This window comes from Tenacibaculum lutimaris (assembly GCF_003610735.1).
Lineage (GTDB): Bacteria > Bacteroidota > Bacteroidia > Flavobacteriales > Flavobacteriaceae > Polaribacter > Polaribacter lutimaris.
Genome location: NZ_RAQM01000009.1, coordinates 135,194 through 159,179 on the forward strand (window position 1 = coordinate 135,194; position 23,986 = coordinate 159,179).

Genomic DNA, 23,986 nt, shown 5'->3' on the forward strand with positions numbered 1-23,986 from the left:
GGTATACTTTTGTTGCTAATTTTGAAGACTTCGTAATTTTTAAAGATTGTACCTTTGAACAAAAAGCAATGTTTAAATATTCTGACTTTGAAAAAAACACAGACTTTTCTGGCTCTAAGTTTAAAGGAGATTCTACTTTTAAATATGCTAAGTTTAACAGAGGTATTTCTTTTAAAAATACCTTATTTGAAGAACCATCTACTTTTAAATATGCTAATTTTAAGCGTTATGTAAGTTTTGAAAACTCAGTATTTAACGAAAGTGCTATTTTTAAATACACTGACTTTAAAGACGGTGTATCGTTTAGAAACGTTAAGTTTGAAGAAGACTTAAACATAAAATACACCAAAGTATCAGGTGAATTTGATATAACAGGTATGGAAGTAGCCTTTGATATTGACTCAAAGTACACTAAAATAAACGGTAAAAGTTTTAACAAACACCTGCTGAAGAAGTAACTCAAATCTAATTTAAATATCTTATAGGTGTTATAGAATGTTTATAAGAACTTTAAATATAGTTTAATAAAAAAAGGAGAAGTAAAAAACACTTCTCCTTTCAAATAAAACTACTATAAACATTACACTAAATTTCTCTTTTTTAAACGCTTTCTATTAAGTAGTTCTATTCTGGTTTTAATACAAACTTAAAACTATTATTTATATGATTTAAAGAGAGTAAAGGGAAACACAATTATTAATAATTACATACTTAAAGTTCAATTCATTTAAGTTAAAACATCCTAATCTAAATCTTAAACCTGCTATTTAACTTTAACTATTAGTTAGTTTAACTTCTATAATTTTAAAAAGTGTCATTTTGAGCGAATTTTAAAGGTATTAAGGGGAGATGAGAAACCTAAAAGGAATAATTTGTAATTACAACTCTATAAAAAACACCCAAAATGACTTATAAAACTATTAAATGAAAACTCTTACTAGTCTACTATGTTAAACTTTTCTTTTACTTCTTCCCAGCTAAGTTGTGATAAATCTTCTTTATTAACTCCTTTACCACTAAGTTGCGTACCTGCAGGAATTAAAACGTAACGAAATTGATTTCCTTCTCCATAACTTTCTACTGGTAAAATTGAACCACTTAAACCTTTTACCTCTAATCTAAAATCATTAGTAAACCCTGTAAATATTGAATACTTAATATTATTAAGCTCATAATTAAACATTCGCATATAATCGTTATTAAAATTTTTCCCGTAAAATAAAACTACTCCTCCTTTGTCATAAAAATCAGCCATTGAGGATTCTCCAATAGCAGAAAGAATAGGACTAGGTATCCCAAATGTTTTTCTTTTAACATCTAATATTTTAGAAATTGGAAAAACTCCATATTCTACCCAATTACTAGCCACAACATTAGCTGTTCCTTTTAAATTTATTGGGTTACCCCAAGTAACAAGATCTGGTCTCCCTACAACTCTAATTACGGTTTTAGGTCCGTAAAGATCTCCTGTTGATGAATCTATATAATAATCTCCAAGATTACCAAGAGAGGTAGATGGGGCTCCTGAGCCTCTTAAAATAGCTGAACCGTCTGCTCCGTCCTGACCATCAGCTCCGTCTGCTCCGTCTGCTCCGTCCTGACCATCAGCTCCGTCTGCTCCTTTTAAATTTAAAGGAGTACCCCAATCACTTTCTGACTTAGGTCCATATAGGTTACTTGTACTCATATCTAAATACATATCACCTATATTACCTATTTCTAAATCTGGTGCTCCTGTTCCACTTATAATTATGTTTCCATCTTTACCAGGTATACCTTGTTCACCCTGTATACCCTGTTCTCCTTGCATACCTTGTTCTCCTTCTGGTCCTATTGCACCATCATCTCCAGAACAACTTACTACCGCTGTACTTAATGCTAATACAGCTATTAACATTTTAAATTTTAAAATTCTTTTTTTCATTATTACTTGTTTAATTTATTATTAATTTGTTTAATACATTAAAGGTTTTGCTACGTATACTTTTCCTGAAACTGAATGTTCTTCATCATGGTTTGAACCCTTAACAAATGTTCCTGAAAATTCGATTAAACACTCCAACGCTACTCCTTTTCCATTTTCATTTTCTACTTCTACTTCATAATAAGGCACCTCCTTTTTTATGTTTAATGCTCCTTCTTTAGCTAAATAAACCTCTTGACCTATTTTAATAGCAGCTAAAGAAAATGCATTTTCCTCTTCACTTAGTCCCAAAGTTTTTTGCTCTCCGTTAATAACTAAAGGAGCTAATGTTACACTTGTTTTCTCTGATGACACCCAAGAGTAAATTATTTTAAAATCATCCCCTGTTTCCTCATCAACTCCTTCTACACTCATTCCTATAGAAGCAGCTAAATCTCCACTTTTATGCTCAACTCCGTCCATGGTAAATTCAAAATACGACTTGCTTGCTACATCAATATCAATATCCTCTTCACTACTTGAACAAGATGTTACTATACCTCCCATCATTACTATTGTTAAAAGGCAAAAAACATGTTTTACTGTTGTTTTCATAATATTATTTTTTTATAAACTATACATTACCCCTGCATTAAACACAACCTGACTTCCTTGCGTTACCATTAGTTTAATTTCTGAAAAACCTGTTAACTTATCTGAAAGTTTGTAATTTGCTCCTCCACCAAGGTTTAATCCAAAATTGGTTGATGAAGCAGAAAACGCTGCATATGATGACGATACACTTGTGTACCATACGTTAAGACCAGCTAATGGATATAAGCTAAATTTATCTTGCAATTCAAAGAAGTAATGTGCATCTGCTTCAAAGCTCATGCTTGTAGTTGACACTCCAGGTATATCTTCCGGAAAATAATAGTTTACACTTGGAGATATTTTAAACTTTTCAGATACGTCAAATGAAGCTTTCACTCCTAAACCTAAACCTGAACTAGTTCCATAAACTACATTTGCCCCCACTTTTGTTTGACTAAAAGCAATTACAGTTACAAATAATGCTAAAATTGTTAATACGTTTTTTCTCATTTTTTTTTAATTAATTATACATTCCTTTTTTGTGTTTCTCTAAACACGGCTGCAAATATGTATTAAGAGAGTAGTTAATAAAAACACCTTTTTACTACTCGCTATATCAATTTACATTTTGCTTAATAAATTTCATAAAACCAATTAAAAAGAAGTAAACACAAACTATGAACAATTTTATACAACACATGGTTAAAACACGTATTTTCACATCTTTGAGTTATTTTTTAACAAAGATAAATTGTAAATTAGCCTCAAAATTTCTTGAAAAATGATTAAAGCAATTATTGTAGACGATGAATCAAAATCTATTGAAAACTTAATTTGGGAATTAGGAAGTTTTAAGGATGATATAAAGGTCTTACAAACATTTACTGACCCAAAAGAAGCTATCTTATTCTTAAAGAGTACTAAAATTGATGCTCTTTTTTTAGATATAGAAATGCCTTCAATGAATGGTTTTACTTTTTTAGATAAAATAAATAACGATTTTGCTGTAATTTTTACTACTGCTTATAGTGAACATGCTCTAAAGGCTATTAGAAAAGGAGCTTACGACTATTTACTTAAGCCTATTAATCACTTACATTTAAAGGAAGCTATAAATAGAGTAAAAAAACGTAAAATATCTACTGTAGATTTGAGTGCTATTGAAAAAATTTTATCTAACCTTAACAAACAAGAAACAAAAAAAAGAATTGCCGTATATACAGATGGATGTATAACTTTTATTGAACTACATAAAATTATTTATGCTGAAGCTGATGGTAGTTACACAAGGTTAATAATTGAAAGTGAAAAAGAAATTATGCTTAGTAAAAAACTAAAAGAGGTAGCAAACTTGTTAGATAATAATTCTTTTTATCGTATACACAATTCTTATATAGTTAACCTTCATAAAATTAAAAAATTCTTTAAAACGGAAGCTTACTTAATCATGGATAACAATAAAAAAATTCCTGTAGCTCGTCACAAAAAAAATGAACTTTTAAATCATTTTTAATTTTAGAAGCTATGATTAAAATTAGTTGTTTCTTTAAGCTTACCGTATTGATAGTGTCCTTGTTTTACTCGGTTACTATTCAAGGTAAAAACCCTATAGATAGTTTAGATCACCGCAAAACTTATACCTACAAAGAAATAAACAAATATTTAAAAAAATATAATAAAGATACTACCAAACAAAAAGAACTTATAAAAAAATTTAAAAAAGAAGGTTTTGCTTACGGTGAAATATACCAACTAATTCATTTGGGCAACAACTATCGTAAGTATTCTTTATTTGATAAAGCTATAACTACTCATAAGAAAGCTTTAAAAACTGCAAGGAGAATACAAAGTGATGAGTTCATTATTTTTTGTCTAAATATGATAGGTGTTGATTATCGAAAAATGGATGCTCATAAAACTGCTATTGACTATAACCAAGAAGCCTTAGAAATTGCTGAAAAAATAGAAAACCCTTCTTTTGGAATACTAAGAAGTATTGAGGTATCATACAACTCAATCGGTAACATTTACTTTTATTTAGAGCAGTATGATTTAGCTTTAAAAAATTATCAATCAGCTTTAAATTATTCAAAAAAATCTAAAAACAAATGGTCTCAATCTATTAATTATGAAAATATTGGAAAAATTAAAGTTTTACAAAACAAACTAGATGAGGCTGAAAACTATATCCTTAAAGCTCTTGAAATTGACACTACCATTAACAATCACTTTGGTAGAATGATTTGTTATAATAGTTTAGCCAAAATTAATATAAAAAAACAGAATTATAGTAAAGCTAAAAACTATATTGAACAAGCAATGCCTATTGCTTGTTCTGTAAAAAACAAATTCTATATAGCCAGTACTTATAAAAATTTTGGTCATTTATTTTTAAAAACAAAAGAATATGAAAAAGCAAAAAAATATTTGACCAAAAGTTTAAAAATTGCTGAAGAGGAATCTTTTAAAACTTTGTTATTTAACATCCATTATTATTTTTATGAATATTACCAAGATAGAAACCAATATCAAACAGCTCTCCAGCACTATAAAAAACACATAGATATTAAACAAATTTTTAATAATAATAAAAAAGCACAGTATATTAATGACTTAATTCTAAAGTATGAAACCAACAAGAAAAAAGAGCAAATAAAAAAATTAGAAACAGAAAAAAAAATAAGTGACCTAAATCATAAAAACTCAAGAAATCTATGGGTTATTGGCTCTGGTTCAATTGTGCTATTTTTTATAATTATTTACTTCCTCTCACGTCAAAAACAGTTACAAGCTAAAAAAAAGATATCCGACTTAAACAGTAAAGTATTACGCTCTCAATTAAATCCACATTTTATTTTTAACGCACTTAACTCAATAAAATATTATATCATTAAAAATGAAAAGCATGATGCGATTGATTATCTTAATAAATTCTCTGAATTTACAAGAAGAGTATTAGAAAAAAGTGTAATACAAAGTATTTCTTTAGAGGATGAATTATACAACTCTCAACTTTATGTTGAACTTGAAAACGCACGTTTTGAAGATAATATTAATTTTAGGTTAATCGTTTCTGAAAACATTTCAGTAGAGAATATTAATATCCCTCCCTTTGTTTTACAACCCCTATTAGAGAACTCTATTTGGCATGGAATAGCTACTGTACCAAACAAAAAAATAAGTATTAAAATACAACAACTAAAAGAACATATTCATATTATAATTATTGATAACGGTATTGGAAGACAAAAAGCTTCTGAATTTAAAATAAAACAAAAAACTTATAAGAACTCATCAATAGGTATTAACCTTGTAAATCAAATTTTAGAAAATTTTTATAAAGAAAACTATACTCTTTCTTATGAAGATTTAAAAGATAAATTAAGCAGCCCTGCTGGAACTAAAGTTATTATTAAAATCCCTCTATAATTAAACTTTTAGATCTGTGTTTAAACAGATAAAGGCACTTTAGATTTTACTTTTATGGAAGAAGCACTCCCTAAACTTCCTGCCAGAAAAACTTGGTGGAACTAACACTGTTGAAAAACAAATTACTAATAGGATTTCATTTATAAACTGTGTTTTTGAAGATGATGTATTAGCCTATATTCCTGATGAAAAAAATGGATATACTTTTGTTGCTAATTTTGAAGACTTCGTAATTTTTAAAGATTGTACCTTTGAACAAAAAGCAATGTTTAAATATTCTGACTTTGAAAAAAACACAGACTTTTCTGGCTCTAAGTTTAAAGGAGATTCTACTTTTAAATATGCTAAGTTTAACAGAGATATTTCTTTTAAAAATACCTTATTTGAAGAACCATCTACTTTTAAATACGCTAATTTTAAGCGTTTTGTAAGTTTTGAAAACTCAGTATTTAACGAAAGTGCTATTTTTAAATATACTGATTTTAAAAACGGTGTATCGTTTAGAAACGTTAAGTTTGAAGAAGACTTAAACATAAAATATACCAAAGTATCAGGTGAATTTGATATAACAGGTATGGAGGTAGCTTTTGATATTGATTCAAAATACACTAAAATAAACGGCAAAAGTTTTAACAAATACTTACTAAAAAAATAATTTGAAAAAACTTTCATTCAAAGCAAAACTCGTAATAAAAATTACGAGTTTTTGCTTTTTAAAAATTTAGGTTGCCTTTCATAACTAATTATAGTAACTTAGTACATAACTTCTTACCCTCAAAAAAACTACTAATGGAGTCCAGAAACCATTTAAAAACGGGGTAAATCCGAAAAACCAAACGAGTAGGAACTAAATCTTTAAATTATGCCAAAGTATGTTATTGAGCGAGAGCTCGAAGGAGCTGGTGACTTAGCACCTGAGCAATTAAAAGAAATTTCACAAACCTCTTGTAATGTTTTAGAAGAATTAGGACCAAAAATTCAATGGGTACATAGTTATGTTACTGGTAACAAAATATATTGTATTTATAATGCTCCTAATGAATCAAAAATCCGTGAGCACGCTGAAAAAGGTGGTTTTCCTTTAACAAAAATCAGTAAAGTTACAACCATTATTGACCCTATCACTGCAGAGTAACTAAAACAACTATTTTTTCATTAAAACAATCAAAGAAGCCTTGTTTTTTACAAGGCTTTTGTAATTAAGCTTAATTTATTCTTTTTTTTTTAGAAAATGATTTTTTATAATTTTACTTGATATATCAAACAAAATTATATATTTGATTGATATATCAAACAAAATGAATTTCAATACACCAACCACCACAGTATTATACTCTATAGAGGAAGCTATAAAAGCATATCGAAAACTAAGTCAACATAATATCTCAGAAGTTGTGCCTGATATTACTGTAGATCAGGGCTTAATTTTATTGTTACTTGAAAATAATGATAAATCTCAAACTGAAATTGCCGATTTGGTTTTTAAAGACTACGCTTCAATGACACGAATTGTAAAGTTGATGATTAAAAAAGATTATCTAGTAAAATCAACAGACAATCAAGACAAACGAAAAGCTAAGTTAGAAATTACAGAAAAAGGAAAAGAAATCATCAAAAAATTAAAGCCTGTAATACAAAAAAATAGAGAAACTGCCTTAAATACAATTTCCTTTGAAGAGCTAGAGCAACTTTATAAAACCTTAAAAAAAATAACTAAAAATTGTAATTCTTAAAATGAAGAAAATAACCTATCTACTAGTACTCGTAATTACTTTTTCTTGTATAAAGAAAAAAACTACACCTATTAAAGATCAAAAAATAACTAAAATAGCAAACTATTTAGATTCTTTAGATGGATTTAGCGGTACTGTCCTAATAGCTAAAAATGACAGCATATTATTAAAAAAAGCATACGGATATGCTCATTTAGGACACAAAGTAAAGAACAATACTAAAACTAAGTTTTCATATGCATCTATCGGTAAATCATTTACTGCCGTTGCTATATTTCAATTAATACAAAAAGGAAAATTATCCTTACAAGATAATATTGGAAAGCACCTTCCTAATTATGCTAATAAAGTAGTAAGAGATTCTGTAACTATTGAACTATTGCTAAAACATAGAAGTGGGTTACCAAACTATTTTCATTCAGAAAAATTCTTGAACACCTCAAAAGAACAATTCAGAACTTTAGAAAGCCTTAAAAACTTATACGAAAATGAACCTTTAGAGTTTAAACCAAATGAACAATTTGCTTATAGAAATACCAATTATATTATTCTTGGTAGAATTATAGAAGCAGTTACAAAAATGCCTTATGAAAAATATATAGAAGAACATATTTTTTCAATAGCAAATATGAAAAATACTGGCAATTATGATATTGATCTCACTATTGAAAACGCAGCTGAAAATTATACACTATCAGATATTTTTCCTAACCAATTACAGAAAACCATTTTTATGGGGGCTGTAAAAGGCGGACCTGCTGGCGGTGGTTACTCTAACGTAGATGGTTTATATCAATTCTCTACTGCATTTAAAAATAACGAGCTCCTAAATGTTAAATATACCGATATGATGAAAAAAGAATCAGAGGGTAATTGGTATGGGTATGGAATGCAATTTGCGGGAGCTAAAGGCTCTGGAATTTACGGACATAGTGGCGGACATTATGGTACAGGTGCTGAATGGCGAATTTTTGAAAAGCAAAACTACACTGTTATACTTTTAACAAACAAAGATTTAGATCAAGGCTTTTTTGATGCTCGCTTTTTTATAGAGAAAACTATTTCAGGTGCCACTCCTAAGTTAGATAATTACTTTTTTACTAAAGAAGTAACTAAAACTTGTTTAGATAATGGTCTTGAACAAGCTAAAAATGCGATTAAAAACTCAAACTTCAAGCTGTCTGAAATTAACTTAAATGCTAAAGGTTATGAAATGATTAAAAGAGGTTTTTATAAAAAAGCTATTGATTTATTTACTCTTGAAGTATTCTCTTTTCCTAAATCATATGATGCATACGATTCTTTAGGAGAAGCATATATGAAAGATGGACAAACGAAAAAAGCTATTGAAAATTATCAAAAAAGTTTAGACCTGAATCCTAAAAACACAAATGCCGTAGAGAAACTAAAAGTATTAAAATCTGTTTAATTGTAATTAAATGAAATACTTCACTATTCTACTCATACTAATTACAACGGTAACTTTTGCCCAACAAAAGACAACGTTAGAAAGTTATATGGATGCTCAAGCAAGCATTAATAATTTTTCAGGAACTGTATTAATTACTAAAAAAGATGCTGTTTTACTTAAAAAAGCATACGGTTTAGCCGATTATGAATGGAAAACTCCTAATACAATAGATACTAAATTTAGTTTGGCTTCCGTATCAAAACAATTTACCGCAGTTGCTATTATGCAATTAATAGAAAAAGGAAAAATATCGCTTGATGATAAACTTAGTAAGTACTATCCAGATTTCCCAGAAGGAAATCAGATTACGATAAAAATGATGTTGACTCATAACGCTGGTTTTCAAATGGATTATGACGAGTTGTACCTTGCTAAAACATCTATAAATAAAGATTCTGTTGCAAACTATATTATGCAAAAACCACTTTTATTTAAACCTGGTTCAAACACATCATATAGTAATATTGGTTATTACTTACTTGCGCGAATTATTGAAAAAGTTTCCAATCAATCATATGCAACATATCTCAAAACAAATCTGTTTGATAAAACTAAAATGTACAATACAGGTGTAAGTACTAATGATTCAATAGTTATAAAATCTGCTAAAAGCTATTATAAAAAGAACGGTAAACTCATAAAAAATCCATACATAAACTGGAATTTTAATATTGGGCATGATGGAATCTACTCTACTGTAGAAGATTTATATCTCTGGAACAAGGCTCTCTTTGACAGTACTATTTTACTAAACGAAACCTCTAAGAAGAAGATGTTTACATCGTATAATGATCAAAGTTTTGGGTTTGGTTTAATTATCAATCCTTTTTACAATCAAAATCACGAATTAATTGCTCATGATGGAGGCTTTTATGGAGCTATGACTTCTTTTAATAAATATACGGATGATGATATTTTTATTACCGTTTTATCTAACAATCAATCTGCTTCGTATTTAATTGCCTACGCACTTGCTGCAATTTGTTTTAACAAACCTGTTGAACTTCCGTACAAACATCAACAAGTTAAAATAGATACTACAATATATAACGAGTATGTTGGTAAATATGAAAACATTACTATTCTAAAAAGGAATGGAAGGTTATACTATAATGATTACGAATTATTACCAGAATCGGAGGTTAAGTTTTTTCGTTCTGATAATAATGATAGAACTGTTGAATTTATTAAAAATATAAGAGGAAAAGTTATTCAAATTATAACCAGAAAAGCTGGAGTTCCAGAAATTAAAAAGAAAACAAATTCATAAAAAAACTCCGCTTTTTCAGCGGAGTTTTTCTTATTCTTCTTCGTCATTAAATGACGTATTTTTCTTTTCTTTTTTACTTCCTTCATAGAGTTCGTACTTTACAAAACGACAATCTAAATCAGCATTCTTAAGCGGAATTCTTTTCGAGGTTCGTAAACCTACATGCTTTAAGGCTTGAATATCCGACGTAATTAACCACGCTGTTGAATTCGGGTAATTATTCTTTAAGGTATCCCCTATTTTTGTGTAAAACTCTTCTACATCGATATTTAAACGCTCACCATAAGGAGGATTGAACAAAATTGTAGTTTTACCAAAAACCTCTTTTTTAGAGTTAAAGAAATTTACATGGTGTACACCTATAAACTCATCTAAATTTGCATTGATAATGTTTTGTTGTGCCTTTCTAACCGCAGAAGGAGCCTTATCAAAGCCCATTATTTTAAAATGTGAACTTCGTATTTTCTTCAATAAAGAATCTTGAATGATGAAATACAAGTCTTCATCGTAATCGTTCCAATTTTCAAAAGCAAAATGCTTACGGTTAATGTTTGCTGGAATTTGATTTGCAATCATTGCAGCTTCTATCAAAATAGTTCCAGAACCACACATCGGGTCAATAAAGTTCTCTTCACCTTTATATCCTGAAAGCAAAATTAATCCTGCTGCTAACACCTCATTAATCGGCGCAATATTTGTTGCACTTCTATAACCACGCTTGTGTAACGATTCACCCGAAGAATCTAACGAAATGGTTAACCACTCTTTATGAATATGAATATGAACCTTAACATCAGGGTATTTTAAATCTACATTCGGACGTTTTTTATACTTGTGCATAAAATAATCAGCAATAGCATCCTTCGATTTTAAACTGATATAATGTGAGTTAGAAGTAAAATTATTCGAGTTTACTACCGCTCCGATTGCAAATGTACCGTCAACATCTAAAAAACGTTCCCATTTTACACGTTGAATAGCCTCATATAAATCTTCTTCATCATAAATTTTACTGCGTTTAATCGGTTTCAAGATACGAATAGCGGTACGTAATGCAATATTTGCTTTATACATAAAACCCTTATCACCTCTAAAAGCAACACTTCTTATTCCTTCTTTCACTTCCATTGCTCCTAACTGACGTAATTCGTCTGCTAAAACACCTTCTAAACCTGCCATGGTAACGGCGGTCATTTTAAAATCTTTTTCCATGTAACTGTAAAATTTCATTGCAAAAGTACAGCTAATTTTGGGTTGTTATCAATCTTTTCTACTTTGAATATAAAAAACGTAAGTTTTATGTATTTTTGCAGACCTTAGAGTTATGAATACAACAACAGATTGGTTTACTTCGTGGTTTAACACACCATACTATCATATTTTATACAAGCATAGAAACGATGCCGATGCACAGTTTTTCATGCGAAACATTACTTCTTTTTTACAATTACCTAAATTGAGTCGTATTGCTGATTTACCTTGTGGTAAAGGACGTCATGCAGTGTACTTAAACTCGTTAGGTTATGATGTTGTGGGAGGTGATTTAAGTGAAAATAGCATTGAACATGCCAAACAATTTGAGAATGAAACGCTTCATTTTGAAGTTTGGGACATGCGAAAACCTATTGAAAGTAAATACGATGCTGTGTTTAATCTTTTTACCAGTTTTGGTTATTTTGAAGATGACAATGAAGACATTGCTGTTTTAAAAAGTATTAAAAACGGATTGAAAGAGGGCGGTGTATTTGTTTTGGACTTCTTAAATGTTGAAAAAGTAAAAAACACGTTGGTAAAAGAAGAAGTAAAAATTATTGACGATATTGAATTTCACATAAAAAAAGAAATCAAAAACGGATTTATCTTAAAGCATATTTCTTTTGCTGCTGAAGGAAAATCACATTTGTATACCGAACGCGTAAAATTCTTAACTTTAGAAAAATTACAATCGTACTTTGATGAAGTGAATTTGCAAGTAATACATATTTTTGGCGACTATAGCCTGAATAAATTCAATTCACAATCTTCTGATCGTTTAATTATCGTTGCCAAATGAGTTACTTCTTATTAATTTCAGCCGTTTTATTAGGTGTTTTGTTAGTTTTTATGCTAAAACCAAGCAATAACTTCGTTCGTTTGTTATTAGCTTTTAGTGGTGCTTATCTACTTTCTGTTACTATTTTACATTTATTACCAGAAGTATACCATCATACCGATAACACTAAACTAGTAGGTATTTTGATTTTGGTGGGAATTATAATACAATCGATATTAGAATCTTTTTCTAAAGGTGCTGAACACGGACATATACATTTACACTCAGATTCTTCCGAATTTCCTTGGATGCTCTTTGTAAGTTTATGTATTCATGCTTTTTCTGAAGGACTACCTATTCATCATGCCGATGATAATTTATTGTGGGCAATCATCGTACATAAAATTCCAATTGCAATTGTTTTAACCACCTTTTTATTACACGCTAAATATTCGAAAAAAACAATTTTTTTCTTTTTAACGGTATTTGCATTGATGAGTCCGTTAGGAATTTTAGTTGCTGATAAAGTACCTGTAATTATGGAGTATAACACTGAAATTACTGCCTTAATTATCGGAGTATTTTTACATATTTCAACTATTATCCTTTTTGAAAGTACTGAAAACCACAAATTCAACTACAAAAAATTTGCAGCCATTATTTTAGGAGTATTGTTAACTATCTTCACGATGCACCAACCCCATTGAGAAAGCTGGTAAACAAACTGCTAAATACTCACAAGGCTCTGTAAAAGGATTAGAATACTGCACACGTACATTCTTTTCAATTTTGATGGATTGCCCTGCTTCTAGCACCATGATTTCACCATCAATATTGAATTGTTTTTTTCCTTTAATAATGTAAGTATACTCTTCAAATTCTGGAGTTTGAAAAGGCTCGCTCCACCCTGCAGGAGCTATCATATGTGCAATACTTACTTTTGAGTTTCTATCAGTAGCATTACCAAAATGTTCTTCAATTAACTTTCCATCAGTAGTTGGTACCACAAACGGACTTTTTTGAATGGTATATTTTTTACTCATCTTGTTTTATTTTTGAGTTCTCAGCTTCCCAAATTGGTAGAAGACTTCTTTTAACACTTTTAAACCTACCTGGCATGTTTTTAAAAGGAGTAACAACAAAGGTAAAACTGTTATCGGCACTAAACCTCCAATAATTTCCTTTTAACGCTCCATCTTCTGTTTCAACATTCCAATCAGGAATGTTAATTAAAGAGAATTCTTTGGTTTCTTTATTAAAATCTAGCGCAAAATCTCTTAATATATTTTCAGAAGTATACTTCAATGTAATTTTTGCGTTTAAACTACCCTTATCACTAACATATAAAGTACATGATTTTGATGGATAGCTTTCTATTTCTTTCCTCCAGTTTCTTGCTACCACTTTTTTTAGTTCTGAACTAACTTGCATACTATCTGCTTCATTCGCTATAAGTGCAAATATGTTTTCTTGAACTATAGTTATTGTTTGCTCTTTTGGATTTATAGTAACAGTTGTTTTCTCCGCTCCTATTCTACTATTTTCTCCAAAGAAAACTCCCAATACAAAAAATGCTATTTTTATTACTTCCATCTTTTTAAATTTACATAGCTATTATTAATTAAAAAGCCGAAACAAATGTTTCGGCTTCGAATATTTTAGTTAAACCAAATAGTAAATGATTTAATTTTGGCTAAATCTGGAATTTGCTCTTTGGTTACTTTTTGAGTACTAAATTCTTTTAACCCTAAATCTTCATTATCAATCGTAATTGTTGCATTTAAATCATCAATAAATAAGGTTGCTGATGAAAATGATGACTCTACTTTACTTACTTTAGTATTTGCATTAATTTCTTGAAAAGTAGATTTTATATTTACTCCTGATTTTGTTTTAAAACGATCATCAAAAATTTCGATACTCTTAATTGTTGATGTAGAGTCTAACTGCTCTTTTGGGGTGATGGTTAACAAATGTTTCCCTCCTTTTTCATACACTAAATATTTATCATCTTCTTGAAAAAGATTATCTCCTTTAGCTCCTTCACTTAAAACTTTTACTACTGAATCTTGCTTGAAAAGACCTTCAATTTCTTGCACAGTTGTTTTAGTTGTTAGCTCCCCTACTTTTCCTTTAGCGATATCAAATTTACTATTGCCACATTGTACAAATACTATTGCCATTATAGCAACTGCTAAAGGTTTCATTAATGTTCTCATTGTTCTTCTTTTATATTTAAAACGTCTATTTTTCTTATTTGTTATTTTATTACCTTCTTTAAAATTCCGAAAGCAGCACGAATAAATGTAGCACTTGTTAACACCTTTACAATTGGGTTCATACGTGTACTAGTTCGGCTAGAAGAGGTTCTTCTTCTTGTCTTGTCCTCCTCTTCTCTTTTTGCTTCTTCTTCCTCTTCTTTATTTATCTTTTCAATTTTCTTATTTAATATTTCGTAAGCACTTTCTCTATCTAAAGTATCATTGTACTTAGGTATTAATTTAGAATTATCTAATACTTGTTTAATTTCCTTTTCTGTTAACACATCCATTCTACTCATGGGTGCACGCAACATGGTTCGTACTAGTGGAGTTGGAATTCCTTTTTCATTTAATACAGAAATCAACGCCTCACCTATTCCCAACTGTGTTAATACTTCTTTAGTATCATAATATTCAGAATCTGGATAATTTTCTGCGGCTAATTTAATTGCTTTTCTATCTTTTGCTGTAAATGCACGTAAAGCATGCTGAATTTTCATTCCTAACTGTGCTAATACATCTTCTGGAACATCTTTTGGATTTTGTGTAACAAAATACAATCCTATTCCTTTAGATCGAATTAATTTTACGATGCTTTCTATTTGACTTAATAACGCTTTTGACGCTTCATCAAACACTAAATGGGCTTCATCTATAAAAATCACCAATTCTGGTCGACCACTATCTCCTTGCTCTGGAAAAGTTTCATATACCTCTGCTAATAACTGTAGCATAAAGGTTGAAAACAGTTTTGGTCTATCTTGTATATCTGTTAATCGTAATACAGAAATAACTCCACGTCCGTTTTCATCAATACGGGTTAAATCGTCAACTTCAAATGATTTTTCTCCAAAGAATAAATCACCTCCTTGTTGTTCTATTTCTATAATTTTTCTAAGAATTGCTCCTGTACTTGCGGTAGAAATTCGTCCATACTCTCCTTGAACTTCTTCTTTACCTTCATTGGTTATATATTGAAGGATTTTCTTGAAATCTTTTAAGTCTAATAACGGTAATTGGTTATCATCACAATATTTAAAAATAATCGCTACAATACCAGATTGTGTTTCAGTCAAATCTAAAATACGTGATAATAAAACAGGTCCAAATTCAGAAACTGTAGCACGTAAACGAACTCCGTTTTGTTCTGAAATTGATAAAATTTCTATTGGAAATTTTGTTGGAGTAAATGGTATTCCAATTTTTTCGTGGCGTTCATCAATCTTAGCATGTCCAGGGCTTGGTTGCGCTAGTCCACTTAAGTCTCCTTTTACATCCATTAACAATACAGGAATTCCTTTTTCTGACATGTTTTCTGCCAGCACTTGCAAGGTTTTTGTTTTTCCTGTTCCTGTTGCTCCAGCTATTAATCCGTGACGGTTTAATGTTTTTAAAGGTATATTTACCAAGGCATTGGTTACGGTTTCTTCACCTAACATTCCTGCTCCTAACGTAATAAACTCTCCTTTAGCTGTATATCCTTCGTTGATGTAATTGAAAAACTCTTGGGTTTTACTCATTATTTTTGATCTTTTTTGTGATAAAAACACGTAAAAGTAACAAAAATCATTCATTAATTTTTAATGTTGCCTATCTTTGCACTCTTATGTTGAAAAAAGAAGTACAAGAGTTAATTAATACAGGAGAAATGCTTCCGTTAATGGAAGAGTTTTATACGATTCAGGGAGAAGGAGCACACACTGGTACTGCTGCTTATTTTATTCGTATTGGTGGTTGCGATGTAGGTTGCCACTGGTGTGATGTAAAAGAAAGCTGGGATGCTAATTTACATCCGCCTACAAAAACGGATATTATTGTTGAAAATGCAAAGAAATATGCTGAAACTGTAGTTATTACAGGTGGAGAGCCTTTAATGTGGAGTTTGGATTATATTACGCAACAACTTCAAGAAAAAGGTATTAAAACACATATTGAAACTTCTGGAGCTTACGATTTTTCTGGTGTTTGGGATTGGTTTTGTTTATCGCCTAAAAAAACCAAATTACCTTTGGAACGTGCTTACCAAGAAGCGGATGAATTGAAAATGATTATTCATAATAAAAATGATTTTCAGTTTGCTGAGGAACAGGCTGCTAAAGTTGGTGAAAAATGTAAGTTGTTTTTACAACCTGAATGGAGTAAAAAGGAAAAAATGACTCCGCAAATTATTGATTATGTGATGGAGCATCCACAATGGAAAATTTCCTTACAAACTCATAAATATTTAAATATACCATAAATAAAAAAGCAACCTATTTAGGTTGCTTTTTTAGTATTCACTTGGCTCTATATGAATTAAAACATGTCCTAAATCTGGGAGTTTTTCTCTTAAATAGTCTTTTAATTTATGAGCAATATCGTGTCCTTCTTTTACTGTAATGGTGCTATCTACAAAGGCATGTAAGTCTACATGATATTTCATTCCTGCTTTACGAACAAAGCATTTTTCTGTTCCTAAAACACCTGCTACTTCCATAGATTTCTCTCTTATTTCTTCTATCAAATCATCATATACATGTTCATCCATTATTTCACCCAGCGCTGGTCTGAAAATTAGATAACTATTGTATAGAATAAAAAACGAAGCCAATAAAGCTGCCCAATCATCAGCTGTTTCATAACCTTCTTTAAAAATAAGTGCTATAGAAATTCCTATAAATGCCATTACAGAAGTAATTGCATCACTTCGATGGTGCCACGCATCTGCTTTTAAGGAAGAACTATTAGTTTCTTTACTTTTTCTGATAACCACTTGAAAAGATATTTCTTTCCAAATAATAATTGCCCCTAAAACGAGTAAAGTCCATGGTTTAGGAGTTTTGTGTGGTGTTTGGATATTCTGTATACTTTCATAGGCTATAACTGTAGCTGAAGTTACCAAAAAGGCTACTACTACAAAGGTGATTAAAGGTTCTATTTTTCCGTGTCCGTACGGATGGTTTTTATCTGCGGGTCTTTTCGCATATTTCAAACCTAATAACACTAAAAGCGAAGAAAAAATATCGGTAGTAGATTCAATTGCATCTGCTATTAATGCGTATGAGTTTCCAAAAATACCTGCTAGTCCTTTAATAATTGCCAAACTAGCATTGCTAAGAATACTAAAATAGGTGGTTTTTATAGCTAACTCTTCTTTACTCATTGAATTATGATATTACAATCTCTTTTTATGAGGTATTACGAAGGTACTTTAAAAGTATTGAAAAACCCTAAATTGTACAATAGAAAATCTATTACTAAAAAAAGACTCGCCAGTTAGCGAGTCTTTTGGATAGTTAATAAAACTACCACTTTAACAACAATTAATATTTAATAACGAATGAAAAAATTAGTTCCAGCCTCCTCCTAAGGCTTTATATACTTTTACGTTTGCTAATAATTGATCTCTTTTAGTTTCTATAATTTCAATTTTAGATTCTAATGCTTCTCTTTGCGTTAACAACACTTCTGTATATTCTGCCCTTGCCGATTTAAACAGACGAATTGAAAGGTCTATAGATTCGTTTAACGCTTCTACTTGTTGCTTTTTTAAATCGTAACTGTTTTTTAAGTTATCAATTTTCGAAAGCTCGTTCGCTACTTCTAAATACGCATTTAAAATAGCTCTTTCGTATTCGTAAACAGCTTGTAATTGTTTATTGTTGGCTGTTTTATATGCTGCTTTTATAGCATTTCTATTGATTAAAGGTCCTACAATATCACCTGCTAAAGAATACACTAACGATTCTGGTGTTGATGTTAAAAACTTAGGTTTAAATGCTTGTAACCCTACTCCTGCTTTTATACCGATTGATGGATAAAAATTAGCTCGTGCTATTTTAGTATTTAATTTGGTTGCTGCTAATTCGTATTCAGCTCTCCTTAAATCGGGTCTGTTTTGTAACAGTTGTGATGGAATTCCTGCTTTTACTCCTTCAATAGGTTTATCTATAAAATTATCTGAGTTTCTTTCTATAGGTTGTGGGTATCTTCCTACTAAAAAGTTAATTTTATTTTCAGTTTCTACTATCTCTTGTTGAAGTTCATATAAGTGACTTTGGTTTTTAAGTACACTCGCTTCAAACCTACGTACTGCCAATTCAGTTGTTCTTGCTGCTTGTTTTTGAAGCTTCACCATTTGCAATGCATTTTTTTGAATTTCTAAGTTTTGTGAAACCATAGATAATTCATTATCTAATGCTACTAATTCGTAATATGAATTTGCAATTTCTGAAACCAAATTAGTTACCATAAAGTTTTTTCCTTCAACACTAGCTAAGTATTCTAGTACTGCTGCTTTCTTCTCATTTCGTAACTTCTTCCAAACATCTAACTCCCATGAAGCAGAAAGTCCTATTGAAAAATCAGTTAATGGCTCTGGAAATTTTTCATCTTCGCGAATATTTAAATTTTCTTCAACGGCTCCATTTCTAGTATACTTCCCTACCTTTTCTACTTCTGCCCCGGCATACATATTTACAAATGGTAAATATTCACCTTTTTTTGCCTTAATATTATTTTTTGAAATAGCTACTTGTTGTAACATTATGTTCAACTCTTGGTTGTTTGATAAAGCTGTATCTATCAGAGAAATTAAATGTGAGTCTGAAAAAAAGTCACGCCATTTAATAGTAGCTGTATTTAATGAATCTGTAGGTTGGTTCTTAAAATTCTCTGGTACCGCCTTATTTTCTTCTCTTACTACTTGATTTGATACACAAGAGCACAAAACTAAGAGGGTAAGCACACTTAAAAAGTGTGCTTTTTTTATTACAAATAAACTTCTTTGTTTAGTTTTCATTGTTTTCTCTTTTAATTATTTTCTTTAGAAGTTTTTTAAGCTCTGCTATTTTAGCTTTTGTTTTACTTCCTTCAACTTCATTTATTCTTATAAATTCTTCAGAAACTGGTTCGCTCGATTCGTCTTTAATTAAGCTTCTTCCATCACTCATTTTAGCAAATATGTAATAGAGACCTGGTATAATTAAAACTCCGAAAATTGTACCTATTAACATTCCTCCTAAAGCCGACCCACCAATAGTTCTGTTACCAATAGCTCCTGCTCCATGAGCTATAACTAACGGTATTAACCCTGCGATAAACGCAAATGAAGTCATTAAAATTGGTCTGAATCGTTCTTTAGCTCCTTCAATAGCTGCTTCAAAAATTGTAGCTCCCTGACTTCGTTTTAATACCGCAAATTCTACAATTAACACTGCATTTTTACCTAATAAACCGACCAGCATTATTATACCAATTTGTGCATATACGTCATTAGCTAAGCCCATTAATTTTAATAGTGTAAATGACCCGTACACTCCTACTGGAAGTGAGAAAATTACAGCTAATGGTAGTATAAAACTTTCATATTGTGCTGCTAATACAAAATATACAAAGGCTAATACAATGATGAAAATATACACTGATTCATTACCTCTTCTTGCTTCATCATAGGTAAGTCCTTCCCAAGCTACATCATAACCTCTTGGTAATTCTTTTGCTGCTACTTCTTTAATTGCGTTAATAGCATCTCCACTTGTGTATCCTGGTGCTGGTAATCCTCTAATAGCTGCTGAATTATATAAATTGTATCGTGTTATCTCATTAGGTCCTAGTTTTTTTTCTAAACTCATGAACGCTGAATAAGGCACCATTTCTCCCTCTTCATTTTTAACATATAGTTTTTCTAAATCTGAAGGAATTCTTCTGTATTCTGGTGCTGCTTGTGTATATACTTTAAAGAATCTACCAAAACGAATAAAACCTTGTTCATAGGTACTACCTATTAAAATGTTTAGGTTTTCCATGGCTTTACCAATGGTCACTCCTTTTTGCATCGCTTTTTTATTGTCGATTTTTAATTCGTACTGCGGATAGTTTGCAGAATAAAAAGTAAATAACCCTGTAAGCTCTTTTCGTTTTGATAACGACTCCATGAATTTGTTATTGATACGTTCAAACTCGTGGTAGTCTGTTGAGTTTGTTTTATCTAATAAACGCATTGAGAATCCTCCTGAAGATCCAAAACCTGGTACTGCTGGTGGTTCAAAATATTCTATAACCGCTCCTAAGTCTTTAGTTTCTTCTTCTAGTTCTTCCATGATTTCATGAACTGAATGATGACGTTCTGACCATGGTTTCAAATTAATTAAACAGGTACCTGCGTTTGACCCTCTACCTTCGGTCATAATTTCATATCCTGCTAAAGATGAAACTGACTCTACTCCCTCAGTTTCTTCACAAATTTGTTGTAATTTTCTTGCTACTTCGTTTGTACGTTCTAAGGTAGCACCTGGTGGTGTTTGAATAATTGCGTAAATCATTCCTTGGTCTTCACTAGGAATAAAACCTGCTGGTAATGTTTTATTGGTAATAAATATTCCTGCACAGAAAGCTAGTAATACTCCAAAGGTTAACATTCTTCGTGCTACGATTCTGTTTAACACTTTTACATATCTTCCTGTAAGCTTTTCAAATCCTTTGTTAAACCAATCAATAAATTTATCTACTATTGATTTTTTTCTTTCTTTTCCGTGGTTGTTCTTCAACATCATTGCACACAATACTGGTGTTAATGTTAATGCTACCACTGCTGAAATAATGATAGATCCCGCCATTGTTATAGAGAACTGTCTGTAGAAAACTCCTACCGGTCCTGTCATAAATGAAATTGGCACAAATACAGAAACCATAACAAATGTAATTGCTAAAATGGCACCTCCTATTTCTCCTAATGCTGCTTTAGATGCTTGATAAGGTGTTAGATGTTCTTTCTCCATTTTTAAATGGACTGCTTCTACAACTACAATAGCATCATCTACTACAATACCAATGGCTAACACTAATGCAAACAGGGTAATTAAGTTTATTGAAAGCCCAAAAAGCTGCATTATAAAGAAAGCTCCGATTAAGGATACTGGTACTGCTATAATTGGAATTAAGGTTGATCGTAAATCTCCCAAGAATAGGAATACCACAATTGCTACTAAAATAAAGGCATCTCTAAGTGTATGTATTACTTGTTCTATAGAGGCGTCTAAGAAGTTAGAAACGTCATAACTAATTTGAAAATCAATCCCTGGTGGTAGATCTTCTTTTAATTCTTTTAGTTTTTCTTTTACCGATGCTATTACATCACTACCGTTACTTCCAAAGGTTTGTTTTAAAACAATAGATGCTGATGGATGCCCATCTAAGTTTGAGTAAATATCGAAGAATTCACTCCCTAATTTTACTTCGGCAACATCTTTTAGCTTTAAAATTTCTCCTTCTTCATTTGCTCGAATAATAATGTCTTTGTACTGATCTGGTTCGTTATACCTGTTTTGATAGGTAAGTACGTATTCTAGTGATTGTGATTTAATTCCTGAACTTCTTCCCAATCTTCCGGGTCTTGCCAAAATACTTTGGTCTTCCATCGCTTCTAAAATTTCTTCCGCAGAAATATTATAGGCTCTCATTCGGTCTGGTTTTAACCAAACTCTCATCGCATATTTTCTACTTCCTAAAATTTGAGCACTTGCAATACCATCAATTCGTTGAATTTCTGGTACCATTTTCGTGTAAGCATAGTTGTATAAGAACTTTTCATCATTATTTTTTTCTTTACTGAAAAGGTTCACATACATTAACATACTTGGTTGTACTGGAGTAATAATTACTCCCTCGCGTTGTACTAACTCAGGTAATAAAGGCATTACTTGATCTACCCTTGTTTTTACCCTGACTACCGCTTGGTTAGGATCTGTACCTGGTTCAAAAATTACACGTAGGGTTCCTTCTCCTGCACTTGTTGCATCAGAAGCGATATAACGCATTCCTTGTACTCCATTGATAGCTGTTTCTAGGGGAATTAATGTTGAGTTTACCAATACATCTGCACTTGAACCTGGGTAAGCTATAAATATGTTTACCGTGGTTGGTGCAATTTGTGGAAACTGAGAAATAGGAAGCTGTTTTATAGCTAACAATCCTGTAAAAACAATCATTACCGAAATAACTATTGCTAGTACGGGTCTTTTTATAAATTGACTAAACATGTTTTGTTAATTTTAATTTTAATTACTCTGCATACAAGTCTAAACTTGACAAAACTGCATTTGGTTCTTCAAACTCAACATGTATCTTTTGTTGGTCTTTTACCATTCTAATTCCTTCTAACAATATTTTATCGTTTTCTGTAAGTCCATTTTCTACTATAAATAAGTGTGGTAATTCCGCCTCTACAGTAATTTCTCGTTGTTTTACTGTATTATTTTTATCTACCACAAAAACATATTTTTTATCTAGTACTTCAAAAGTTGCTTTTTGAGGAATGATTAGAGCTTCTTTATAAGGAACTTTCATTAAAATACTTCCTGTTTCTCCGTGTCTTAAAATTCCATCTGGATTTGGAAAAGTTGCTCTAAAGGCAATATTTCCTGTTTCATTGTTAAACTCTCCTTCAATCGTTTCTACTATTCCTTTTTGATTGAATGGCTTGTTATTTGCCATTAAAAGTGTTACTTCTTTTTTCTTGTCTTTATCTTGACTCATTATGTAGTCTAAATATTCAGTTTCTGGCACATTAAAATACACCCACATTTTACTGTTGTCTGACAGTGTTGTTAGGAGTTCTCCTTCATCTAACAAACTACCATTTCTAGCATGTAAGTGATCCATTATACCATCAAAAGGGGCTTTTATACTTGTAAAACCAAGATGTGTTTTAGCTAACTCTACTTCTGCTAATGCTTTTTCATAATTTGCTTTTGCTAAAGCCAATTCGTTTTCAGAAACAACATTTCCTTCAGCTAATAATTGAGTATTTTTATATTCAATTTCAGCTGCTTTTGCTTCTGCTGTAGCTTTCTGTAAATCTGCTTTATATACATTTGGTGATATTTGAAACATGCGTTGTCCTTTTTTTACATGTTGCCCTTCATCTACAAATATTTGTTTCAAATATCCTTTTTCTAAAGCTCTTAATTCTATATGCTGGCTAGCATGAATTTGGCTTACATAGTCTTTTGTAATTGAGGTATCTTTTTTAATTGGGTTGGTTACAAGGAATTTTGTTTCTGGGTGTTTAGATTCCTTTTTTGATTCGCAACTAACGTGAATGAATAGCGCAAATAGGCTCATTAAAATGAAGCTTTTTTTCATTTTTTTATATGTATTTAAAAAATTAGTAGGATGGGCAACCAAACACGTAGAATCATCGCAATTATTCACATAGAATGATTGCCCAAAAGATTTAATTGATTTCTTGAGTTTTGAGAATTAAAATAATAACCTATAAAAGCACTTAGGTTTTACTTTAAAAAAGGAGTGTA

Annotated in this window: 23 protein-coding genes; 11 read left to right on the forward strand and 12 right to left on the reverse strand. The window is 30.7% G+C overall.

The window, feature by feature from the left end; all coding sequences use genetic code 11:
• A partial coding sequence (locus tag C8N26_RS13625) for a pentapeptide repeat-containing protein (protein WP_245962548.1) occupies positions 1–458 on the forward strand: 458 nt, incomplete at its 5' end.
• Between the two features lie 479 nt (positions 459–937).
• On the opposite strand, the gene C8N26_RS09075 is transcribed toward C8N26_RS13625, so the two are convergent.
• The 3 genes from C8N26_RS09075 to C8N26_RS09085 are packed head-to-tail and all read right to left on the reverse strand — an operon-like array spanning position 938 to position 3,007.
• Positions 938–1,924: a collagen-like protein gene (locus C8N26_RS09075; RefSeq protein ID WP_120187005.1), complete on the reverse strand. Its 987-nt coding sequence runs from the start codon at positions 1,922–1,924 to the stop codon at positions 938–940.
• Between the two features lie 30 nt (positions 1,925–1,954).
• A complete protein-coding gene (locus C8N26_RS09080) occupies positions 1,955–2,518 on the reverse strand; it encodes a hypothetical protein (protein ID WP_147418494.1) in 564 nt (187 codons plus the stop codon).
• A gap of 12 nt (positions 2,519–2,530) precedes the next feature.
• A complete protein-coding gene (locus C8N26_RS09085; protein ID WP_120187007.1) occupies positions 2,531–3,007 on the reverse strand; it encodes an outer membrane beta-barrel protein in 477 nt (158 codons plus the stop codon).
• Between the two features lie 271 nt (positions 3,008–3,278).
• On the opposite strand from C8N26_RS09085, the gene C8N26_RS09090 reads away from it, so the two are divergent.
• The 7 genes from C8N26_RS09090 to C8N26_RS09120 all read left to right on the forward strand — a co-directional run bounded on the left by C8N26_RS09090 (position 3,279) and on the right by C8N26_RS09120 (position 10,400).
• Positions 3,279–4,010: a LytR/AlgR family response regulator transcription factor gene (locus C8N26_RS09090; protein ID WP_120187008.1), complete on the forward strand. Its 732-nt coding sequence runs from the start codon at positions 3,279–3,281 to the stop codon at positions 4,008–4,010.
• Positions 4,011–4,021: 11 nt separating this feature from the next.
• Positions 4,022–5,926 carry a tetratricopeptide repeat-containing sensor histidine kinase gene (locus C8N26_RS09095; RefSeq protein WP_120187009.1) on the forward strand — a complete coding sequence of 635 codons (1,905 nt, stop codon included), beginning with the start codon at positions 4,022–4,024 and terminating at the stop codon, positions 5,924–5,926.
• A gap of 265 nt (positions 5,927–6,191) precedes the next feature.
• Complete coding sequence (locus C8N26_RS13630) at positions 6,192–6,581, forward strand: pentapeptide repeat-containing protein (RefSeq protein WP_245962549.1); 390 nt, start codon at positions 6,192–6,194, stop codon at positions 6,579–6,581.
• Positions 6,582–6,788: 207 nt separating this feature from the next.
• Positions 6,789–7,061: a DUF4242 domain-containing protein gene (locus C8N26_RS09105; protein ID WP_120187010.1), complete on the forward strand. Its 273-nt coding sequence runs from the start codon at positions 6,789–6,791 to the stop codon at positions 7,059–7,061.
• A 163-nt stretch (positions 7,062–7,224) separates the two neighbouring features.
• Positions 7,225–7,659: a MarR family winged helix-turn-helix transcriptional regulator gene (locus C8N26_RS09110; protein WP_120187011.1), complete on the forward strand. Its 435-nt coding sequence runs from the start codon at positions 7,225–7,227 to the stop codon at positions 7,657–7,659.
• 1 nt (position 7,660) lies between these two features.
• Positions 7,661–9,088 (forward strand): serine hydrolase, encoded by a 1,428-nt coding sequence (locus tag C8N26_RS09115; protein ID WP_120187012.1) that lies wholly within the window; start codon positions 7,661–7,663, stop codon positions 9,086–9,088.
• A gap of 10 nt (positions 9,089–9,098) precedes the next feature.
• Complete coding sequence (locus C8N26_RS09120) at positions 9,099–10,400, forward strand: serine hydrolase (RefSeq protein ID WP_120187013.1); 1,302 nt, start codon at positions 9,099–9,101, stop codon at positions 10,398–10,400.
• A gap of 30 nt (positions 10,401–10,430) precedes the next feature.
• Here C8N26_RS09120 and C8N26_RS09125 read toward each other — a convergent pair whose 3' ends face one another.
• Complete coding sequence (locus tag C8N26_RS09125) at positions 10,431–11,612, reverse strand: THUMP domain-containing class I SAM-dependent RNA methyltransferase (protein WP_120187014.1); 1,182 nt, start codon at positions 11,610–11,612, stop codon at positions 10,431–10,433.
• Positions 11,613–11,724: 112 nt separating this feature from the next.
• On the opposite strand from C8N26_RS09125, the gene C8N26_RS09130 reads away from it, so the two are divergent.
• Positions 11,725–12,453 carry a class I SAM-dependent methyltransferase gene (locus tag C8N26_RS09130; RefSeq protein ID WP_120187015.1) on the forward strand — a complete coding sequence of 243 codons (729 nt, stop codon included), beginning with the start codon at positions 11,725–11,727 and terminating at the stop codon, positions 12,451–12,453.
• A complete protein-coding gene (locus C8N26_RS09135) occupies positions 12,450–13,139 on the forward strand; it encodes a ZIP family metal transporter (protein ID WP_120187016.1) in 690 nt (229 codons plus the stop codon). The genes C8N26_RS09130 and C8N26_RS09135 overlap by 4 nt, the downstream gene beginning before the upstream one ends.
• Here C8N26_RS09135 and C8N26_RS09140 read toward each other — a convergent pair.
• The 4 genes from C8N26_RS09140 to C8N26_RS09155 all read right to left on the reverse strand — a co-directional run bounded on the left by C8N26_RS09140 (position 13,107) and on the right by C8N26_RS09155 (position 16,213).
• Complete coding sequence (locus C8N26_RS09140; RefSeq protein ID WP_120187017.1) at positions 13,107–13,475, reverse strand: cupin domain-containing protein; 369 nt, start codon at positions 13,473–13,475, stop codon at positions 13,107–13,109. The two genes, C8N26_RS09135 and C8N26_RS09140, sit on opposite strands and share 33 nt — an antisense overlap.
• Positions 13,468–14,025 (reverse strand): hypothetical protein, encoded by a 558-nt coding sequence (locus C8N26_RS09145; protein WP_120187018.1) that lies wholly within the window; start codon positions 14,023–14,025, stop codon positions 13,468–13,470. The genes C8N26_RS09140 and C8N26_RS09145 overlap by 8 nt, the downstream gene beginning before the upstream one ends.
• Before the next feature lie 65 nt (positions 14,026–14,090).
• Positions 14,091–14,651, reverse strand: coding sequence for a hypothetical protein (locus tag C8N26_RS09150; protein ID WP_120187019.1), 561 nt, complete (start codon positions 14,649–14,651; stop codon positions 14,091–14,093).
• Between the two features lie 41 nt (positions 14,652–14,692).
• Entirely contained in the window at positions 14,693–16,213 is a 1,521-nt protein-coding gene (locus tag C8N26_RS09155) for a helicase HerA-like domain-containing protein (RefSeq protein ID WP_120187020.1), read from the reverse strand.
• A gap of 86 nt (positions 16,214–16,299) precedes the next feature.
• On the opposite strand from C8N26_RS09155, the gene C8N26_RS09160 reads away from it, so the two are divergent.
• On the forward strand, positions 16,300–16,932 hold the full coding sequence (locus C8N26_RS09160; protein ID WP_120187021.1) for a 7-carboxy-7-deazaguanine synthase QueE: 633 nt from the start codon (positions 16,300–16,302) through the stop codon (positions 16,930–16,932).
• 30 nt (positions 16,933–16,962) lie between these two features.
• Here C8N26_RS09160 and C8N26_RS09165 read toward each other — a convergent pair whose 3' ends face one another.
• From C8N26_RS09165 to C8N26_RS09180, 4 genes are all read right to left on the reverse strand, one after another.
• On the reverse strand, positions 16,963–17,835 hold the full coding sequence (locus tag C8N26_RS09165) for a cation diffusion facilitator family transporter (RefSeq protein ID WP_120187022.1): 873 nt from the start codon (positions 17,833–17,835) through the stop codon (positions 16,963–16,965).
• Between the two features lie 186 nt (positions 17,836–18,021).
• On the reverse strand, positions 18,022–19,473 hold the full coding sequence (locus C8N26_RS09170) for a TolC family protein (RefSeq protein ID WP_120187023.1): 1,452 nt from the start codon (positions 19,471–19,473) through the stop codon (positions 18,022–18,024).
• The gene (locus C8N26_RS09175) at positions 19,463–22,711 is read right to left on the reverse strand and encodes an efflux RND transporter permease subunit (protein WP_120187024.1); all 3,249 of its coding nucleotides are present in this window, start codon (positions 22,709–22,711) and stop codon (positions 19,463–19,465) included. The genes C8N26_RS09170 and C8N26_RS09175 overlap by 11 nt, the downstream gene beginning before the upstream one ends.
• A 22-nt stretch (positions 22,712–22,733) precedes the next feature.
• Complete coding sequence (locus C8N26_RS09180; protein WP_120187025.1) at positions 22,734–23,816, reverse strand: efflux RND transporter periplasmic adaptor subunit; 1,083 nt, start codon at positions 23,814–23,816, stop codon at positions 22,734–22,736.
• Between the last annotated feature and the right edge of the window lie 170 nt (positions 23,817–23,986).